Annotated in this window: 16 protein-coding genes; 6 read left to right on the plus strand and 10 right to left on the minus strand. The window is 35.7% G+C overall.

Features of this window, described 5'->3' with window-relative positions:
- Positions 1-346 precede the first annotated feature (346 nt).
- The 6 genes from MY533_RS12650 (at position 347) to MY533_RS12675 (ending at position 6,793) form a co-directional block, all read left to right on the plus strand.
- On the plus strand, positions 347-1,471 hold the full coding sequence (locus tag MY533_RS12650) for an endospore germination permease (RefSeq protein ID WP_248716241.1): 1,125 nt from the start codon (positions 347-349) through the stop codon (positions 1,469-1,471).
- Positions 1,471-2,931: a spore germination protein gene (locus tag MY533_RS12655; protein ID WP_248716242.1), complete on the plus strand. Its 1,461-nt coding sequence runs from the start codon at positions 1,471-1,473 to the stop codon at positions 2,929-2,931. The genes MY533_RS12650 and MY533_RS12655 overlap by 1 nt, the downstream gene beginning before the upstream one ends.
- Complete coding sequence (locus MY533_RS12660; RefSeq protein WP_248716243.1) at positions 2,928-4,088, plus strand: Ger(x)C family spore germination protein; 1,161 nt, start codon at positions 2,928-2,930, stop codon at positions 4,086-4,088. The genes MY533_RS12655 and MY533_RS12660 overlap by 4 nt, the downstream gene beginning before the upstream one ends.
- A gap of 507 nt (positions 4,089-4,595) precedes the next feature.
- Positions 4,596-5,357, plus strand: coding sequence for a TerC family protein (locus MY533_RS12665; protein ID WP_132359821.1), 762 nt, complete (start codon positions 4,596-4,598; stop codon positions 5,355-5,357).
- Between the two features lie 187 nt (positions 5,358-5,544).
- Positions 5,545-6,177, plus strand: coding sequence for a Bax inhibitor-1/YccA family protein (locus MY533_RS12670; protein ID WP_132359823.1), 633 nt, complete (start codon positions 5,545-5,547; stop codon positions 6,175-6,177).
- Between the two features lie 106 nt (positions 6,178-6,283).
- Positions 6,284-6,793: a ferritin gene (locus tag MY533_RS12675; RefSeq protein WP_248716244.1), complete on the plus strand. Its 510-nt coding sequence runs from the start codon at positions 6,284-6,286 to the stop codon at positions 6,791-6,793.
- A gap of 189 nt (positions 6,794-6,982) precedes the next feature.
- Here MY533_RS12675 and MY533_RS12680 read toward each other — a convergent pair whose 3' ends face one another.
- The 10 genes from MY533_RS12680 to MY533_RS12730 all read right to left on the minus strand — a co-directional run bounded on the left by MY533_RS12680 (position 6,983) and on the right by MY533_RS12730 (position 19,293).
- Positions 6,983-8,290 (minus strand): DUF4179 domain-containing protein, encoded by a 1,308-nt coding sequence (locus MY533_RS12680; RefSeq protein WP_248716245.1) that lies wholly within the window; start codon positions 8,288-8,290, stop codon positions 6,983-6,985.
- A complete protein-coding gene (locus MY533_RS12685) occupies positions 8,291-8,800 on the minus strand; it encodes a sigma-70 family RNA polymerase sigma factor (protein WP_248716246.1) in 510 nt (169 codons plus the stop codon). It abuts the gene before it with no gap.
- A 305-nt stretch (positions 8,801-9,105) separates the two neighbouring features.
- Positions 9,106-10,287 carry an iron-containing alcohol dehydrogenase gene (locus MY533_RS12690; protein WP_248716247.1) on the minus strand — a complete coding sequence of 394 codons (1,182 nt, stop codon included), beginning with the start codon at positions 10,285-10,287 and terminating at the stop codon, positions 9,106-9,108.
- 390 nt (positions 10,288-10,677) lie between these two features.
- Positions 10,678-12,099 carry an aldehyde dehydrogenase family protein gene (locus MY533_RS12700; RefSeq protein ID WP_248716248.1) on the minus strand — a complete coding sequence of 474 codons (1,422 nt, stop codon included), beginning with the start codon at positions 12,097-12,099 and terminating at the stop codon, positions 10,678-10,680.
- A 99-nt stretch (positions 12,100-12,198) separates the two neighbouring features.
- Positions 12,199-13,194 carry a LacI family DNA-binding transcriptional regulator gene (locus tag MY533_RS12705; protein WP_248716249.1) on the minus strand — a complete coding sequence of 332 codons (996 nt, stop codon included), beginning with the start codon at positions 13,192-13,194 and terminating at the stop codon, positions 12,199-12,201.
- A 90-nt stretch (positions 13,195-13,284) separates the two neighbouring features.
- Positions 13,285-14,517, minus strand: a complete 1,233-nt coding sequence (locus tag MY533_RS12710) for an RtcB family protein (protein WP_248716250.1) — start codon at positions 14,515-14,517, stop codon at positions 13,285-13,287.
- A 138-nt stretch (positions 14,518-14,655) separates the two neighbouring features.
- A complete protein-coding gene (locus tag MY533_RS12715; RefSeq protein ID WP_248716251.1) occupies positions 14,656-16,506 on the minus strand; it encodes a dynamin family protein in 1,851 nt (616 codons plus the stop codon).
- Between the two features lie 233 nt (positions 16,507-16,739).
- Positions 16,740-17,621, minus strand: coding sequence for a ribokinase (gene rbsK, locus MY533_RS12720; protein WP_248716252.1), 882 nt, complete (start codon positions 17,619-17,621; stop codon positions 16,740-16,742).
- Positions 17,622-17,914: 293 nt separating this feature from the next.
- Positions 17,915-18,085, minus strand: a complete 171-nt coding sequence (locus tag MY533_RS12725; RefSeq protein ID WP_248716253.1) for a hypothetical protein — start codon at positions 18,083-18,085, stop codon at positions 17,915-17,917.
- A complete protein-coding gene (locus tag MY533_RS12730; RefSeq protein WP_248716254.1) occupies positions 18,082-19,293 on the minus strand; it encodes an MFS transporter in 1,212 nt (403 codons plus the stop codon). The genes MY533_RS12725 and MY533_RS12730 overlap by 4 nt, the downstream gene beginning before the upstream one ends.
- Positions 19,294-19,298: the final 5 nt, after the last annotated feature.

Genomic DNA, 19,298 nt, shown 5'->3' on the forward strand with positions numbered 1-19,298 from the left:
GGGGGTTTTCTATACCCACGGGTTATTAATTTCACCAATCGGGCTTTTACGGGCAGTAAGTCTTCCACCTCAGTTCTTAATGTGGGGAGACTTACTGCCCTTTAAGTATTTCTATAAAAAATTTTTTCATGAACTAGTCCGGAATCGACTTTCACTTCTTAATAACTCGAAACCACTTTCACCTCACCACCTTTAAGGTTGGGAACTTCTGTAGCTGACGTTTTGCTTTCTTTACCAACTGCTGCAAGAAGTTAAAATTCTCTTTTCAGAGTAGTTTGTCATACTTATAATCCCCTCACTTTTTGTCTAAGCTAAAATGTATCAATTAACGTTAGAGGGTTTTTATATGAAAGGCATAGGATCGATTAGTATATTACATGTTATCTTCTTATCTATGACTGTTATTGGCTTAAAAAATCACGTGACAATTATTCCCCCAATACTCAATGTTGTAGGAAGAGATGGTTGGGCATCTGTATTAATGGCTACTGTTATTATATTCTTCTGGCTATTTCTTTTAGTTTATATTCAAAAAAAGACCAATCAAGAACCTATTAGAGACTGGTTAGATGGGAAAATCGGGAAAATAGGCTCAACGATTGTCATCTATATAATCGTTATTTATTTACTCATTTTAGCTGCATTTACAATGGTTGAAACATTGCAATGGGTAAACACAACGTTTTTACCTGAAACACCAGTCATTATATTATTACTCATTTATACGATTCTTTGTATTTTACTCGTTACAACTAGCTTACAAACCATTGTTATGTTAAATGTCTTTGTATTATTTGGTGTAGTAGTCTTTGGTTTTTTTGTAGCATTTACAAATATACAGGTAAAAGAATATGAGTTATTACGTCCATTTTTTGAGCATGGATTCCACCCCGTTATCAAAGGGATCGTTTACCCAGCATCAGGGTTTATTGAATTAATCATACTGTTATTTTTACAGCACCAATTTAAAGATCGTCTTCGTTGGTATCATTTTAGCATCATACTTTTCATTTTAATGGGGCTTACTTTAGGTCCACTCCTTGGAGCAATTGCAGAATTTGGTCCTACCGAAGCCGCAAAGCAAAGATATCCTGCCTACGAGGAATGGGGACTAGTTTCAATTGGTCGCTATATTGAGCATCTTGACTTTTTCTCAATATACCAATGGCTTACAGGTACATTTATACGAGTTAGCTTCCTCTTATATGTTATAGCGGATTTATTGAAAATGACTGGGGCCCCAAAGCAAATATGGAGAATGATAGGTCCACCCTTCTTTCTACTTTGTCTACCGCTAATTATTTTAAATGAAAACATATTTTTGAAGGTGAAAGGGAACTATATATTAACAGTAACTTTTATTTTCTTTTTTCTTCTGTCAATTTTTTTCGTACTAGTTGCGTTCTTTTCGGGAAAGTCTCCCCAAAAAAAGAAATCTGAAAAACAAGAGATGGAAAGTGGTGAATCATAATGCCTCAGCAGGAGAAGGCGATAGATCTAAACACCTTAAAAAAACTTTTTCAAAAATCAGCAGATATTCAATTTCAGGAATATAAATTTAATCAAAAAAAGGTTCAATTCATTACCTGTGATGCAATGATAGACCAGCAAATGCTCAATGAAGTCATTATTCGCCGTGTTCAGTACCTTTATGACAATTTAGCTGATACAACCTTTGAAGATAATATTACACAGCAACTTCATATTCCGACTCTTCAAAAAATCAAAGATAAAGAAGAAGCCATTACCTTTGTATATACTGGTTTCCTACTGCTTTATTTTGAAGAGGAGGAACTTTTATATGCTAGTAATATTGCTAAAAAGCCTAATCGAAATCCTGAAGAAACGAGGATGGAAGTTCTCGTTAAGGGACCAAGGGATAACTTTATTGAAGACATCCGGGTCAACATTGCACTATTACGAAAACGTTTACCTACGAATTCTTTTTGTGTAGAAAAAATGGAGTTAGGCAAACGTTCAAAAACAAGCGTGGCTATTCTTTACTTTGATGATATTGTCGATATGGATATTTTACACGGAATTAAAAAGCAACTGACAGCAGTAGATACAGATATTGTCTTTAGTGGCGATATATTAATGGAGCGGATTAATAAAAACTCCAAGCTTTTCCCAAAATTCGATTACACAGGACGACCCGATTATGCTATTCAGGCTCTAATTAGAGGACGCTTTCTTATTTTCGTCGATGGTGTAGCATATGGCATCATCACACCGGTCAATTTATTTTTATTATTAAAATCCGCTGAGGATAATGAATATCCCATCGTTTTCAGTTCTATAGAACGACTTTTGAGGATCGTTGGCATTTTAATCGGTTTGCTATTGCCTGCATTTTGGCTCTCTTTGACGACCTATCATCAAAATCAGCTACCATTCCAGCTTTTAGCAACCGTCGTCCAATCAAAAACAGGTTTACCTCTCCCTTCCTCACTCGAAATGCTAATCATGCTACTTATGTTTGAATTGTTTCGAGAAGCCGGCTTACGTCTGCCTTCTGTTATTGGTGGTACGATAAGTGTAGTTGGAGGTTTAATTATTGGTGATGCAGCCATTCGCGCTGGTGTGACAAGTCCCGAAATGATTGTCGTTATTGCGATCTCTACAATTGCATCATTTACTCTTGTGAACCAATCTCTTGTCACAACCATCAGTATATTGCGTATTGCGTTCATTCTTGCCAGCGCTTTCTTTGGTTTATTTGGCTTTTTCATCTCACTTTACTTTACACTTCTTTACTTATGTAACATCCGAATTTACGGTTATTCTTACATGAATCTTGCAACAGATTTAAATTGGACAACTATTAAAAAATCGATCTTCCGCTTATCACCAAAAGGCTACGCCGAGCGTAATAAAGCACTTGCACCCCAAGATAACACTCGTACATCTAGAAGCAGGAAGAAGCAATGAAGAAAAAAATTATTATATTATCAAGCTTAGCTACTTCACTCCTTCTTTCAGGATGTTGGGATGTTAATGAAGCGCAAAGAATGTATTATGTAGATGGTCTTGGTATTGATTATAAAGATGGTCAGTATGTAATATACATGCAATTAATTAACTTCACCAATGTTGCAAAATTCGAGTATCCTAATCCTCAAAAAACAGTACAGGCTGAGGTTGGACACTCTAAAGGAAAAACAATGGAAGAAGCACTTTATAAATTATTTCAATCTGTCGACCAAAAAGTGTTTTGGGGGCATATGACATTTATAATTTTCTCCGAGGAAGCGATGAAAAATAAAAATGCCCTCTCCGTTATAGACACTGTATTGCGGTATAGGGAAACAAGGTATCAAATATGGACCTATTGTACACAAGATTCTATAAAAGACATCCTTCTTCTAACGCCGATTTTGAATACATCTCTAATATCATCAAAGCTTAGTACTCCTTTAGATACAGTTGATAAAGAAATATTCGTCGAGCCCGTTAATTTTCGAAATTTAGTTATTGGCTTAAATGAACCAAATCACGAAATTGGTATCCCTTATGTAACGATCAGTAAAAACTGGGAAACTGCAGAGCAACAAGGTAAGGAAACTGCCTTAACAGGGGTTGGGGTACTTTCTAAAAGTGGGTTTAAAGGCTTTATTAAGAATGATGCCGCAAGAGGCATGCAATGGATGCATAATAGAACGCACCGAGGTCAAATAACGTTTAAAATAGAGGGTGACGAAACAGATTATTTGACAGCAACATTGGAAAAAATAAAAGTAGATATTGAACCACTAGTTAAAAATGATCAAGTAACATTTGATGTCCATGTAAAAATAAATGCAATTTTAAATGGTTTTAAAACGAATATTTCAGAAGATGAAATAAGAAAAAAGATTATAAAAGAAGTGAAGAAAGAAATTCGAACAACGTATAAAGAAGCATTAGCGAAAGATATTGATATTTATCGCCTTTCTGAACAGCTATACCGAAAAAATGTGAAAGTATGGAAAAAGATAGAGAAAGACGGGAAGATTCCATTAACACCTAGTTCTATTAGGAAATTAGAAATAGACGTTAACCAAGTAAATCCTGGCCGTAAAACATTTACAGGAACATTTAATGAGTAATCTTAGAGGATATTTTATTTTGGATTAAATATAATAAGACTTTATTTATTCATTTTTCACATTCCATTTATCTTGCTATTCCTGAAGGAGTCACCTATTCGTTAATTATTTTTATCAAATCCACAAAAAAATATTTAAATAGCCTTCCCTGGCAACAACCGTCAAAACATTTAACATATCTTCACATTTTCATTTGCAATTGATGCTCAGCATGCTATAATTCATGTATAAAGAATTGAATAGCTTTTGACAATTATGTCAAAGGGGAGTAGCTAGCAGATGTAAACAAAGCATCTGATTTCACATTCGTCATTACATGGTTATTTACCATCGGGTGTGAAGGCATATCTTGGCGTACAGATATTCTGTGCAACAACCAATTAATTAGCTTAGCAAGACCTTTGCCTATTTTTTAGGCAGAGGTCTTTTTATTTTGCCTAAAAAAGCAAAGAATAAGTTAAAAGCAATTTATTCATTTCTGTTCAAAGTATAAAGGAGGAAATACATTTGGAGGCAATTTTACTAGAATACGCATGGGTCCTTGTCGTATTAATTGTATTAGAAGGGTTATTAGCAGCCGATAACGCCGTTGTTATGGCCGTTATGGTTAAGCATTTACCAAAAGATCAACAGCAAAAAGCACTGCTATATGGTTTAGTGGGAGCATTTGTTTTTCGCTTTGCGGCACTATTTCTTATTACAACGCTCGTTAACTTTTGGCAAATCCAAGCTCTAGGTGCTGCCTATTTATTAATTATGTCAACGAAGCATATTTATGATTCCCGGAAAGCCAAACAAAATCCCGAGGAAACGCAGGACAATAAAAAACAATCTGGCTTCTGGATGACCGTACTAAAGGTTGAGTTTGCTGATATTGCCTTTGCCATAGATTCAATATTAGCTGCTGTCGCCATTGCTGTTACACTACCTCATATTGGAAATTTCGATGTTGGCGGCATTAATGCTGGGCAATTCGCTGTGATGTTTTTAGGTGGTATTATCGGTGTGATTATGATGCGTTTTGCTGCTCGTTGGTTCGTGAAAATACTCGATAATTATCCATCACTTGAAACAGCTGCCTTCTTAATCGTTGGTTGGGTTGGTGTAAAGCTGGCTGTTTTAACTTTAGCACACGAAAAACTAGGTATAATCCCACATGAATTTCCACACTCAACAGTTTGGAAGGCCATTTTCTGGATTGTCTTAGTTGCAATTGCCCTTGGTGGCTATTTAGTTGGTGTGAAAAACCAAAGGAAAAATGTAAAATAATGCCTAAAATATTACCCGGTCTAGCGAAGGCCGGGTATTGTTTGTATAATCAAATCCCGGATACTTGGTAACCAGTCATCACCACATGATGATAATAATACATATTTTTTTATAGTTGAATCTTTTTCAATGTTCATTCGTATGTTACTATATAAAAGTTATTTTACAAAAGAAAGGATTTTTCTATATGGCGTATGCTAAAAATCAAAACTTAAATAAGATCTTAAAACACTTTGCTTTTATGTGGGTATTAACCGTTGTCGGAATGTACATAGCAACATTATTACCTCCTGCAATTGTCATGCCAATATCCATTATTGCGCTTGTACTTCTTATCATTGTCATCTTTGTACGTAACCTGAAGCTTGCTAATTCCATTATGTATACAATCCCCTTTTTAATGGGAATTTTACTATTTTGGACAACACAATTTTACATTGTAGAGCTAGGGCAACAGCTTGTTTTACTTGTTTTTGTAGCGACTGTAGCTATTTTTATTGTACTAGCACTGATAGGTATGATGATGAATAAAGACATTTCCAATTGGGGAAGCTATTTATTCACCGTATTAATCGTCGTTATTGTATTTTCATTAGCCTTTATGTTTTTCCCTGTTAGTAACTTGGTTGCATTAATTATTGCAGGAATTACTGTACTACTTTTTAGTCTCTATACGGTTTATGACTTTAACCGAATCCGACATAATCATGTTTCAGATGATGAAGTAGTAGGCATGGCTTTAAATCTATACTTAGATTTCATTAATTTATTTGTCAATCTTTTAGAGGTCATTTGGCGTTTAAAAAATGAATTTGATTAAATTTCCTAATTGAGAATAAAAATCAATTAAATTGCCACACTTGCCTTCTTCGCTGTATACTAAAAGAGATGCAGCAGGTATTTACTGCAAAGGGAGGAAAACTTTTATGTTATCTGAAAAACTACACACAGCACTAAACGAACAAATGAATTTTGAATTTTACTCTGCGCATGCTTATATGGCGATGGCGGCATATTGCACAGATCAAGATTACGATGGCTTTGCCAACTTCTTTTTAGTACAGGCTGAAGAAGAGCGCTTCCATGCGATGAAATTTTATAATTTCCTAAGCGATATGGGCTACCGCGCAACAATCCATGGCTTCGATAGCCCAGATAATCATTTCGAGTCTATTTTACATGCCTTCAAAACTGCCCTGTCACACGAGAAGGAAGTGACTCGCCGTATTTATAATCTATCGGATATCGCTTTAGACGAACGTGAGCATGCGACAATGGCTTTCTTAAAATGGTTCATTGACGAGCAAGTGGAGGAAGAATCAACATTCGATACGTTAATTCGTAAAATTGAACGCATTGAAAATGATTCTAACGCCATCTTTATGCTTGACGCTGAATTAGCGACACGTTCATTTACACCAGATGCTGAAGCTTAAAATTTACTAGTAAATTGAGTCATTTTTATTCCTCCTCAATGTTTTAGTCTTACTTAACATTTACGCAGGAAGAATAAAAATGACTCTTTTTTTAACATATTTATATAGACTTATTCAAGGTACCACTATAATTAAGAAACCCTACTTCTTCGTTTGGTTTTAAAACAGAGCCTAATAATAATTCCACCTCTATTTCAGTGGAATATCAATTGTTTGAGTTCCATCTAAAAAGTTTTCATAATGTGAGAAATAGATGCGAACTGGATTGACGACCCCCTTCATGTTATATGTTTCGGTTTGTTCGATTACGTATTCATCAGGTCTATGATAACTTGCTGAATTACTATAAACAGTTTCGCCATTTGCATCTATTGCTGTACCAAGTAAACCGATATTTTTATTTTCATAAGAAGTTGGAACATTTATCGTTACCATGTGCTTATTAACTTGAACTTTTAAGCCTGGGAGAGGTGGTTTCGATAGAACTTTCTTTTGGTTAAAATCTACCTCTATAAAATCTTGCCCTTTCGGCAATGCTTTTACTTTTCCAATGGATAATGTTAACTTTTTGGGCTCTCTAAAATAATTACTTTGCATAAAGAATGTCGCTTCCCCATCGATAAAATCCCCTGTAGCTGTTATGCCATTATTAATCGTCGTCCATTCCTCCCCTTTTTCATCCAATAGACGAATATCATCAAATCCTAAAATACGATAATCATTATGTGGATCGAGAGCGATTGTAACACCTGTACGGAGCGGTGAAATAGATACAGACTTGATGGTGATTTGCTGACCTTCAAAGCTCATTTTTTCATTCAATACATAAGACTTTGTTTTCGCTATTGGCTTTTTAAGTGAGAATGGGATCGTAAACTCTGTTTGTTTTTCATCTGCAAATTGTATATATAGTTCAAAATTAGCATTGTCATAATTTATAGGATTGTTAAATGAAGCCACAAATTTATCTTCAATCAAAGATGTTTCTTTTTCGCTATACCAACTGTAACTTATTCCAGCGGGTAATACCTCACCATTTAGACGGAGCTCCATTTTCTTGGTTGCTAAATCATGAACATCGAACGGTGCTGAAAATGTATAAGGCAATATCATACCTGTTTCATCAGCAATAACTCCTTGAAGTGTAAATGATACACCGTTTTTCGTTTGTGACAGTCCTAGTTCCTCATAATAGTTGTTATGGAGTATATCTTTGACCCCTTTATCAAACGTAATCATCTCTACTAACGGCGCAAAGCCTGGGATTTTTGCGATGGTACTCGCAAAAGCTGGAGATACACGGATAGACGTTACAAAAAGTAGCAGCAATGCACAAGTAACAGCAATGCTTTTCCATATACGTTGTCGATTACGCTTTTCTTTTTGGAAGCGTATGACACTTTTCCGATGCGACTCTTCTAAATGCTCATGTGGTATATCAATTTTCGCTAGTTCTTTGACAAAAATATCATAATCATGCTTTTCTAGCTGTTTCATCTATAGCTCTCCCTTCTCCTTAAAATATAGTTTTAGCTTTTTCAATGCCGCATGTAACCTTGATTTCACAGTTCCTTCTGGAATATTTTGAAGTCTAGCGATATCTTGATTTTTATAATCTTGAAAATATTTTAGAAAAATAAGCTCTTGCTGCTCTTTTGGTAGCTTTGTAATGATATCTGTCATTTCAAAGCGCTCATAATTGGGGGCATTATCACTGATTTCTATGTCTTCCTGCAATTCAAGACGTCTGCTTCTTTCACGCATATCATGGCAAATATTGAGTAAAATTCGGACAAGCCACGTACTAAAATAATCTGGTTCTTTTATGGTATGTATCTTTTTTAGGCTTCGATATGTAGCTTCTTGTATTGCTTCGATGGCATCGTGTTCATTTCTTAAATAAGCAAATGCCATACGGTACATCGTCTGTTCATATTGTTTTATTAGATGTAAAAATGCATCTTCGTCCCCAGCTATCGCACGCTTCACCAATGCTTGGTCATCCATCACATACACCCCCCTTCTACTTATTAGACAGTCAAGCTGACATTTTCGTTCGACTTATTTTTAATTATTCAATCAATTGTAACAAATTTCATTTTTATTTATATTATGTATGTATTTCCTCATAGAATTTAAAAAAGGGCTTCTTTATGATTGCTGCTGTTAAAACATAAAAACAGAGTTAATCTACAATGTAGAATCAACTCTGTTTTTTTCTTAAATTAAATATTTCACAAACAGGGACTTTAATCATTGAGAAAGCTCCTAAAAAAAGAGAAACGCAAGCAATCAACGTTTCTCGTATTTCTTTATAGTAGATGAGGTTCTCGAACTTCTCCATCAAACGCAGCTCGATATATCGAATAGATATCTTCTCGCTTAAGTGGCATCGGACTACGTGCCAGAATTCTTGTTTGCTTTGTCGCATCATCCGTTAGTTGTTCCAGTGCTGTTTCAGGTATATTAAATCCTTGTAATGTGGATGGAATATTAACGTCCTTCACAAGTTGCTTCAATGCATCTACACATTTATAGGAAGCCTCTTCTTGCGATAAATACGCAGATGAAATACCCATTGCATCTAAAATATCTTTCATACGTTTTTCGCAACTTTGACGAATATAGCCCATGACATATGGTAATAGCACTGCGTTGGAATCTCCATGAGCAATATGGAACTGGCCACCAAGTGGATAAGCTAAAGCGTGTACTCCTGCAACACCAGCATTAAAAAAGGCTAAGCCTGCTAAATAACTACCATAACTCATATCCGAGCGTGCCTGCTTATTTTGACCGTCATGCACTGCAGTTCGAATGGAGCCACTAATTAATTTTATAGCTTGTAGTGCAAGTGCATCAGTTACTTCATTGGCATTTACAGAAACATAGGCCTCTATTGCATGTGTTAAAGCATCTACGCCTGTAGCAGCGGTCACTTTGGGTGGTAAGGAAATCGTTAACGCAGGGTCTACAATGGAGACATCTGCTAATAAGTAATCATGTGTCACAACATCCTTCGTCGTTTCAAGTGACAGTACTGAAATATTTGTCACTTCTGAGCCTGTTCCGGATGTAGTTGGAATTAAAATTTTAGGTAACCCTTTATTTTCAAGGGTTTTTGTTCCTGTTAAATTTAAGTAATCTGCCACTTTCCCATCATGTGTTGCTAAAACCGCGGCAAGTTTCGCTAAGTCTAATGCACTTCCTCCCCCTAAACCGATCACTAAATCAAAATGATGTTTTCGAGTAAAATCAACTAGTTTTTCACCAATTGCGAGCGGTGGCTCTGGGGCAATATCGGTATAAATAGTTGTAGCGTACCCATTTTCAAGTAAAGGCTTTTCAAGATGATCTGTTAAACCTAACTCTTTTAAAAATGGATCTGTGATGATTAAAATATTATTTGCTTTCAATTTTTCTACTTCCGGTAGTAGCTGACTTAAACAACCCCAGCCTGTATAACTCGCAGGAGTAAAGGTTAATTTATGCATAATTGTTCTACTCCTATCTATTCATAATTCGATTTTCTAAATGACTTAAATTGGACTGAGTCATGGCCAAACCACAATGTGAATTTGTTTCATTTGCTAATCTTCTAATTCGTTCAACTGTAGAATTATAGCCACCAGAATTATAAAGTATACCAGGTAGCTTGACAGGTGATGCTCTACAAATTCATTTGGCTGGTTTGGATAATCAATCGTTGCAGGGTTATGCATGGCAATCCATTCGCATTGTTCCATTATCCATTACATACAATTTCGGGTGCTGCTTGATTATGTTCATTTACAACCATCCCTATTTCAGAATCATTTATACCCCGACATAATTGTGGCTGTCGCTTTGCTTTCGCTACATAAAACATTTGCTACTGAAAGAAGTTAATTGTTATTCCAAATCACTAACTTCATTTCTGTCATTTCCTCAACTGCATATTTGATGCCTTCTCGACCTGTTCCACTTTCTTTAATGCCGCCATATGGCATATGGTCAACACGGTAAGTTGGAACGTCATTAATAATGACACCTCCTACTTGTAATTTCTTTGAAGCTTTAAAGGCCATCTCGATTGAAGGTGTAAAGATGCCTGCCTGTAAGCCGTAATGTGAATCATTGACAGCATCAATGGCTTCTTCTATGGAAGAAACAGGATTGACAATGACAACAGGTGCAAATATTTCCTCACAAGATACACGGCTTTGAGAGGATACATTATATAATACTGTTGGAAGTAAAATATTATTGTCAATACGACCACCTGTCAGTACTTCGGCACCTTCTGCTACCGCTTCTTCTATCCATGTAACAGCACGCTGTTGCTCCGTTTCTGAAATCATCATCGCTAAATCCGTTGTTACATCTAATGGGTCCCCTATTGTTAGCTGTTCTATTTTTGCTTTTAGTTTTTCTAAAAATACATTCATCATATTTTCTTTTACATATATACGTTGTAGGGAGATGCAAACTTGACCTTGATTTGAAAAAGCCCCCATCACAATTCGGTCCATAATCTTATCGAGTTGAATCCCTTCATCAACAATAACACCTGCATTCGAACCAAGTTCTAATGTGACTTTCTTTAAGCCAGCGCGATTGCGGAGGGAAATACCTACAGCAGGACTTCCGGTAAATGTTATCATCTTTACTTTTGGATGCGCTAAAAAGGCATCTCCTACTAGTCTTCCTTGCCCAGTTACTAAGTTAAATGCACCAGCTGGTAATTTTGTTTGTGCCAATAATTGTGCTAAAAAATTAGCAGATAACGCTGTTTGGGTTGCAGGCTTCAAAACAATCGTATTTCCAGCTGCTAATGCGGGTCCAACTTTATGGGCTACTAAATTTTGCGGAAAATTAAAAGGTGTAATAGCCGCAATAACGCCCAATGGCTCTCGAATAGTATAACCAAATCTTCCCTCTCCACTTTTAGATGCATCCATCGGAATCATTTCACCAGATAGCCGCTTTGCTTCTTCTGCTGCAAATTTGTAAGTTTCAATCGTTCGATCAATCTCAGCATAGGCATATTTTAACGGCTTAGCTGATTCTAGTGAAATAATTCTAGCTGCCTCTTCTCGATTTTCTGCAAATAGATCCGATAATTGTTCTAAAATTTCTGCTCTTTGAAATGCTGTTAATGCTGCCATTTCTGCTTCTGCTGCATGAGCACTTTCAATTGCATGCTGTACATCATCCTCAGTGGCCATAGCAAATTGAGCAATGACCTCTTTTGAGTAAGGAGCTTTAACCTCCATAAATTCATCTGTCATTTGCCATTGTCCATTAATAAATAAGCACTTTTTCAAGACCTTACTCACTCCTCTCTTCGAATGGTTACGTATTCATTTCTGAAAATAAAAAAATGAATACGTAACCATTTTAGCTTTAAAAAATAAACTGAGGCATCAGTTTATTTTTTTACTTGTTGTATTTCTCGGGAAAAGTTTAACAGATTCTGTTTGTTGGATGCAAGCACTTTTTTTCTCCATTACCTCAAATAATTTTTCAATAGCAATAAATCCGAGGTTTTTTTCGGATTCTAAACCTACTGTTGTTAAAGCAATTGAATGGTGCTTACTGAGCTCCACATTATCAATACCAATAACATTAAAATCTTGAGGAACACGAAAGCCCCTCTCTAAGCAAAGGTTTAAAATTTCAATAGCAATTGCATCTGTTGCGGCACAAATAGCGGTAGGCCTAGTAGGAAGCTTTAGTATTTCCTCAAACATTTGTTCAATATCGTCTTTTTTCGTATTTGTAAAAAATGCTGGCACTGTATTTATATCTATAGCGCTGTCCTTTAAAGCATTTTTAAAGCCATTGTACCTCTCAAAAAAAGTACTGATTTCATGTGGACCGCCAATCCAGCATATGTCACGATGACCTAAAGATAAAATATGATTCGTCGCTATATAACCAGCTTCCACATTATCAATTTCTACAAAATACCTGTTTTCTCGATGCTTGCGATTATACATGATAAAAGGAATGCCTAGTTTTTCAAGCTTAAAAAATAAGTCATCTTCATATAACATTGACGATAAAATAATCGCATCAGCCCTAGTTTCCAAAACAGAATTATAAATAGAATTTAAATCATCTTCCGTACCAAAATAAACATTTACTTTATAGCCCCGAGCATTAACATAATTAACAATTGCAGTAGTTGTATCGACAAAAAAAGGATTATGTAAAGGCCCTGATATCAAAGTAATAATGCCAGTTTTTTTCTGTACAAGTGATCTTGCAATATCATTTGGAATATAGTTTAAATCCTCAATTGCCCGCATCACTTTTTCAACAGTTTTCGGCTTTACGAGTTCAGGAGTATTTAACACTCTTGAAACCGTTGTTTGAGAGACACCCGCATATTTAGCCACATCTTTTGAAGATACCAAAAAACCACCCACTTCATCTTTGTAAGCCTATTTTATACCATTAAAGAAATAATGTTAATAGATAAGAGTAAATGCAAGTACTTTCTATTATTAGTGATTTTTCCGATTTTTTCGCTCATAAGGCTTAACGGCTTCGCTAGCTTTAAAATTATAAACGGGTGTAATCACTTTTATTATATCTGCAGTTTCCTCAAGAACAGATGTAATTTCTGACATCGGCTTATAGGCCATTGGGGCTTCATCTAATGTTTCTTCATTTACGGATGTTGTCCAAATGCCTTGCATCGTTTCTTTAAAATCTTCCATGTTTAGTGCTTCTTTTGCAGCACGGCGAGAATACATTCTCCCTGCCCCATGTGGTGCCGAGTAATTCCAATCTGCATTCCCTTTCCCCATACAAATGAGTGAGCCATCTCGCATATTCATAGGAATAACGAGCTTCTCCCCTTTATTTGCTCGAACGGCTCCTTTTCTTAACGTCATTGTTTCTGTATCAATATAGTTATGGATCGTATCGAATGTTTCGTTAAAACGCCAGTTCATATGCTTGGAGATTGTTTCGGCAATTGTCCAACGATTCATCCGAGCATATTGCTGAGCAATTTTCATATCGTGTATATAATCATGGAAATACTCACCCTCTAAATAAGCTAAATCTTTTGGTACAATAGGATTTTGCTCTTTAAAAGCTTTAATCATCGTTTGAATTTCTTTTTCGCGCCCCTGATATTTCAGCTCGGCAATTTTTTCTTTTAACTCTTCTTGTTGTAATGTTTCATAGGCTCTTTTTTGATGCCAATTCGCTACCTTAGCTCCGACATATCGCGACCCAGTATGGATAAGTAAGTAATGTGTGCCTGCTTCGTCTTTGGCAAGCTCGATAAAATGATTGCCTCCCCCAAGTGTACCAAGCGATAAATTCGTATAGTCATCTTTTAAACCACTTGCTACAAACTGTCTCCCCTCGAATTCAACAAAATGACGTGCAGAAGATACTTCCTGATGGATATTCTGTCCGCTTGGTATATGTGCTCGAATTGTAGCATCAAGTTTCGAAAAATCGATATCTGTCTCATTTAACTCTGCTACAAATACACCACAGCCTACATCAACGCCTACAAGATTAGGCACTACACGATTTTGCAGTTGAATTGTTGTGCCAATAACACAACCCTTCCCTGCATGGTAATCTGGCATAATCCGTACTTTTGTTCCTGCCATAAAGGCTTGATTTGCCAATTCTTTAATTTGATCGATAGCTGATTGTAAGGCTGTATTTGAATAAATTTTCGCCTCAGTAAAACGTCCTTTAATTTGAATCATGTTTATCCCTCCTACTATTTATACGAAAATCGTCTTTTTTGGTTCCAATTTTCGCCAATTATCCATTTATAAAAAACCGGAGATACATAAAAAATGTTCTAAAATTACAAAATAATTTTAGAACATTTCTTTTAACATTTATTCTTCATATTGAATATCTAATTTTTTCGGTATTTCTGGTATATCGTTTGATTTTACATCTACTTCTGTTAAAGCTAACGTATGTAATGGATATTTTTTCTGAGCATCGAAAGGAATTGCAATGCTCTCCATTTTATTGTTCATTTGACTACGTGCAAGTAGCCCATTATTTGTCAGATCAATGCTTATAATACTGTTAATCGTTTCTTTTAGCATGACAATATCTTTTTCTTTTAACGGCATTTGTTCGTCCATTAAAAATGGTTGAATATTTTCTTTAATATAGCCCTGCGCCTCAATTAAACAAGAAAATTCATTTAATTTATTTGCGTATAACTTTAATTGACGCTTTTCTTTTGAACGTTGGCGATTTAGCTCTTGCACTTTTTGCTCAATACGTTCCAAACGTTTTTTCGTTAACTCCATAAGATAACTTTGTATTGAATAAAGGGACTGAAGCATCGTTGCCTCCGCTTCTTGCACTTTTTCATATTGTGCAATACAAACAACTTGCTGCTCATTTAACTTGTTGACACGTTCCTTGAAAAATCCATTTTGTGTATGCTGACCAAAAATAGCTTTCATAAGGCCTTTTCCGTGAATTTTTTTATGCTGAGCGTCCAATCTATCATATTCACGTATATAATCGCTATGCATATTACGGTATTCCCGTAACATTTGTTGATATAAAACAGCTTTTTCTGTAAAGCTTTCCACAATTTCATCCTGAAAATAATCATTTTGTGAAATGGTTTGTAAAAGTTGATATAATGTTTGAACATTTTTAAATACGTTGGCAACCTGCTCGTATTCTTGCTCATATTCAGTTACAATCGCTAAATCACGTTGATAGCGTGAAAATTCGTATTGTGTATCGCCTGCATACTTTTCAATGTTCTCAACTGCAGATTGGAATGGATCTCTTTGTGGAATAACAGTTAATTCGAAGCGGAATCGTTCAAGCCATTGCAAGAAGCGAATTAAAATGCCATACGTTTTCTTATCACTATTTTCTGCAACCCGATGAATTTCTGAAATTAATTGCTCATACTGACTTTTCTCCCAAAGCTCATCACTATTAGTCTGTTTAGCTTCAATTGCTTCTCTTGCAGAGATAGCTACAAAATCACTTATTAAATGCCCAATTCGTTCCCTCTCAGCATTAATAAACGCCTGTGTATTTTCATTTGAATCTATAGCATTGATTACACAAAGAGGCTCAACACCTTTGTTTTTTAGCGTTTCCATCAATAATATTTCAGGATAAATAGCCATCGAACCTGAGCGTAATACCCAAAAGATTTCGTCAACACGGTTCATCAATACTTCTGGGAAGTAGGCCATTTCCCCTCCTCCAGCTTCCAATGAAACCGAATCAATAATTGTTACTGATTTTAATAAATCGTTTTTCAAATATACTTCTAAGTAATCTAAATGTTCTCGTAGTATTTGAGATGCAAAAGTATCGCTAGTTGTCAATAATTCTAGCTTGCTCATATCAAATATTGCTACAACGCCATCTAAAAAATACGCCTTTATTTCTTCATGTTCACCGTATCGCAAAAATGTATTTACCCCTGTTGGATGCTGATCACTAACAGGCAAAACTTGACGTCCTAAAAGTCCATTTACAAGTGTTGTTTTTCCAACACGCTCTTTCCCAACAATAAGAATCATCGTTTCGTTGTTGGCATCTTGAATGATACGATTTAAATGTTTTGCTGTATCTTTTACATAAGTATTTTGTACAATAATGCCATGTAATTGTCGCAAATGATCGACAAGCTGTGGCAAAATATTATTCGCTGAGGCTGTATATTCGATCGGAACATTATCAATATTTGTCATCCCCAAAACCTCTTTTCGTATGTATCTAAAGTTATTATAAATGAAAATATTCATTTATTAATATATAGTACTAAGAAATAATGACAAAAAAGGACAATATACTTAAATGCAAACGTCACAAATAGGTAATAAATCTTACATTTTTAAACAGGTTATCTCAGATACTATTACTCATTCAGACTAAAAGAAATAAAAATTATTATGATAAATTCGTAAGAGAGTTAGTCTTCCCTTCATTCTTCCATTCCAGCCATACGTGAGTAAACTGCTCCAAGTGTTGGCATTCCACCTTGTGCACCGAATTTTTCCACTGATAGTGAAGCTGCAATATTTGCAAAATACACTGCCTGATCCAATGATTGCCCTTCTGCTAAAGCATAAGCGAGTGCACCGTTAAACGTATCACCTGCACCTGTTGTATCTACTGCTTTCGTCAAATAGCCCGGAACATGAATAGGATATTCACCGTCAAAATAGCGTGCACCATCACTACCTAGCGTAATCATCATTTTATTAGGATACTTTTCTAGTATTTGTTCTACATCATCTCCAAAAATTTCTGCACACTCCGTTTCATTTGGTGTGATATAGGCAATATCCTCCATCCATTGCACATCAAAATTAGCCGCTGGTGCAGGATTTAATAAAACAGGTACATTCGCTTCTTTACAAAGTTTTATTGCATAAGCGGTCGTTTCCGTTGGGATTTCTAGCTGCATAATTACCATTTGACTTTTTTGAATAATTTCTTTCGCTGCCTCTATATGCGCAGGCGTTAACTCATAATTTGCCCCTGGTACTACTATGATACGGTTATCATTATTGTAGATTAAAATATTAGCAATCCCAGTTGGTACCGATACGCTTGTAATAGCTTCAGTTTGAACATGCTCTTGCTGTAAAACATTGCACAATGTTTCGCCAAAACTATCGGAACCTACGCAGCCTATCATTGTGACTTCACTTCCAAGACGTGCTGCAGCAATTGCCTGATTAGCCCCTTTTCCTCCTGGAATCGTTTGAAAATCTGTACCAAGGATCGTTTCACCCTGCTTCGGAAAAACCCCCATTTGTACAACTAAATCCATATTTATACTACCTATAACTGTAATCATCTTTTGACCTACCTTCCATCTTATTTTTCCATTTTAACTGAGAAAACAGTAGAAAGACAGGCCATTTACATTTGAAAATTATGGGGTACTAATCTTCTTACTCAATATTCTGCAATGCAGTTTTTCGTCACCCTTTAACGTAGCGGCAGCGACAGATGGTTTTTGTGCGAAAGCGCAGTGCAACGTAGCGGCAGCGACAGGATGTTGGTCACTCAGTCTTTGCCACAGGACGTGGCGCTATTCGAATAAAGTTCCTCTATTTCAGGGGACGTTTTGACACTCGCTAAATGAGGTTAAAGTTTTCCTAATAAACCTTTCCTTGCCTCTAATTCAATTTTCCTATCACAATCATCACAGGAAAACTTCCCGTCCATATTTTCTTTATATAGTTTATATTTCCTTGTGCCTTCTACAACTTCAAATATTTTCTTACAAAAAATACAATGCACCTTATAGCTAATCATGATACTTCCTCCTTTAACCCGATGTAGTTTTTCGGGGAATATAGTACAAAATATAATGAGAGCGACAATAAAATACTTATAATTCCAAAAATAATTGCCGTCATTTGAAGTGTAAATAATTCTGCAAACAGACCTAATAGTAAAGTAAAGGAGATTTGTAAAATATTTTGAAAAATACTAGAAATACTACCGAATCTCCCCATCATTTCAGGTAGTACATTTTGCTGATAAAACGTCTCATAACCAGTATTACTAAATGCCATAAAAAAGCCTAAAAAAACAAAACTTACAAAGGCCAAAACACTCGATGTCGAGGCATAAAAAGCTGTATAAAACAGCATTGTCAGCAACAAGCCAAAAGCCATATATGACCGAGTGGACCTTTTTTTGGCGAAGCTTGCAGCAACCATTCCACCTACAATTGCTCCGGCTCCTGCACTACTCACAAAAACTCCATATAAGCTATCGGATAAAGCCAAATCCTGCTTTATAAAGGTTGTTTCCTGAGAATCAAGCGCAAATGCAATCATTAATGTACTTTGAAACAGTAAATAAATCGTTATAAATAATGAATGTTGTCGAATGAAAGCTATCACCGCTAGGTAGTCACTTTTTAGTATTTGCCAAGTAATACGTTGCAGTGAAGTTTCCTTCACATCATCTACATCAGGTAATAAGTATATGATCAAAGCACAAACAAAAAATGTAAAGCTGTTAAACCAAATCGTAATTGTTGTATTAAAAAGCATGATGAGGACTCCTGCAAGTGCTGGACCAACTAAAAACGAGCCTGAATTGAACGTGCCAAGAATTGCGTTGAATCGTTGTCTATCTTCTGAGGGAACAAGCTTTGTAATATAATATGTACTGCTCGGTCCAAAGAAACTACTCGCTATGTTCGCTAAAAATAACAGCATATAGATAAGCCAAATAGATTCCATAAACGGCATACAAAAAACAATGCAACCTCGTATAATATCAGTTGCAATCATCAACTTGCGTTTATTCATACGATCAATAAAAGAGCCTGCTACCAAACTTGTTAAAACTCTTGCTATTGGTCCGACAATAAAAATTCCAGCCATCGCTGCAGGCGATTGCGTTAAATGCCATATTAATAAATTTAGCGCAACAAGGTAAATCCAGTTCCCTAAATTAGAAAAACCTAAGCCACCAATTAACAAGCTGTATTTTCGAAGGATTTTCATTTTTA

The organism is Lysinibacillus sp. Ag94 (assembly GCF_023242215.1).
Taxonomy (GTDB): domain Bacteria; phylum Bacillota; class Bacilli; order Bacillales_A; family Planococcaceae; genus Lysinibacillus.

Coding starts and splice junctions, on each gene's coding strand:
- rbsK (WP_248716252.1), bottom strand. CDS start 17,621: ATGATTACAGTTATAGGTAGTATAAATATGGATTTAGTTGTACAAATG.
- MY533_RS12725 (WP_248716253.1), bottom strand. CDS start 18,085: ATGATTAGCTATAAGGTGCATTGTATTTTTTGTAAGAAAATATTTGAA.
- MY533_RS12715 (WP_248716251.1), bottom strand. CDS start 16,506: ATGACAAATATTGATAATGTTCCGATCGAATATACAGCCTCAGCGAAT.
- MY533_RS12685 (WP_248716246.1), bottom strand. CDS start 8,800: ATGGATGACCAAGCATTGGTGAAGCGTGCGATAGCTGGGGACGAAGAT.
- MY533_RS12690 (WP_248716247.1), bottom strand. CDS start 10,287: ATGCATAAATTAACCTTTACTCCTGCGAGTTATACAGGCTGGGGTTGT.
- MY533_RS12650 (WP_248716241.1), top strand. CDS start 347: ATGAAAGGCATAGGATCGATTAGTATATTACATGTTATCTTCTTATCT.
- MY533_RS12670 (WP_132359823.1), top strand. CDS start 5,545: ATGGCGTATGCTAAAAATCAAAACTTAAATAAGATCTTAAAACACTTT.
- MY533_RS12680 (WP_248716245.1), bottom strand. CDS start 8,290: ATGAAACAGCTAGAAAAGCATGATTATGATATTTTTGTCAAAGAACTA.
- MY533_RS12655 (WP_248716242.1), top strand. CDS start 1,471: ATGCCTCAGCAGGAGAAGGCGATAGATCTAAACACCTTAAAAAAACTT.
- MY533_RS12730 (WP_248716254.1), bottom strand. CDS start 19,293: ATGAAAATCCTTCGAAAATACAGCTTGTTAATTGGTGGCTTAGGTTTT.
- MY533_RS12660 (WP_248716243.1), top strand. CDS start 2,928: ATGAAGAAAAAAATTATTATATTATCAAGCTTAGCTACTTCACTCCTT.
- MY533_RS12710 (WP_248716250.1), bottom strand. CDS start 14,517: ATGATTCAAATTAAAGGACGTTTTACTGAGGCGAAAATTTATTCAAAT.
- MY533_RS12675 (WP_248716244.1), top strand. CDS start 6,284: ATGTTATCTGAAAAACTACACACAGCACTAAACGAACAAATGAATTTT.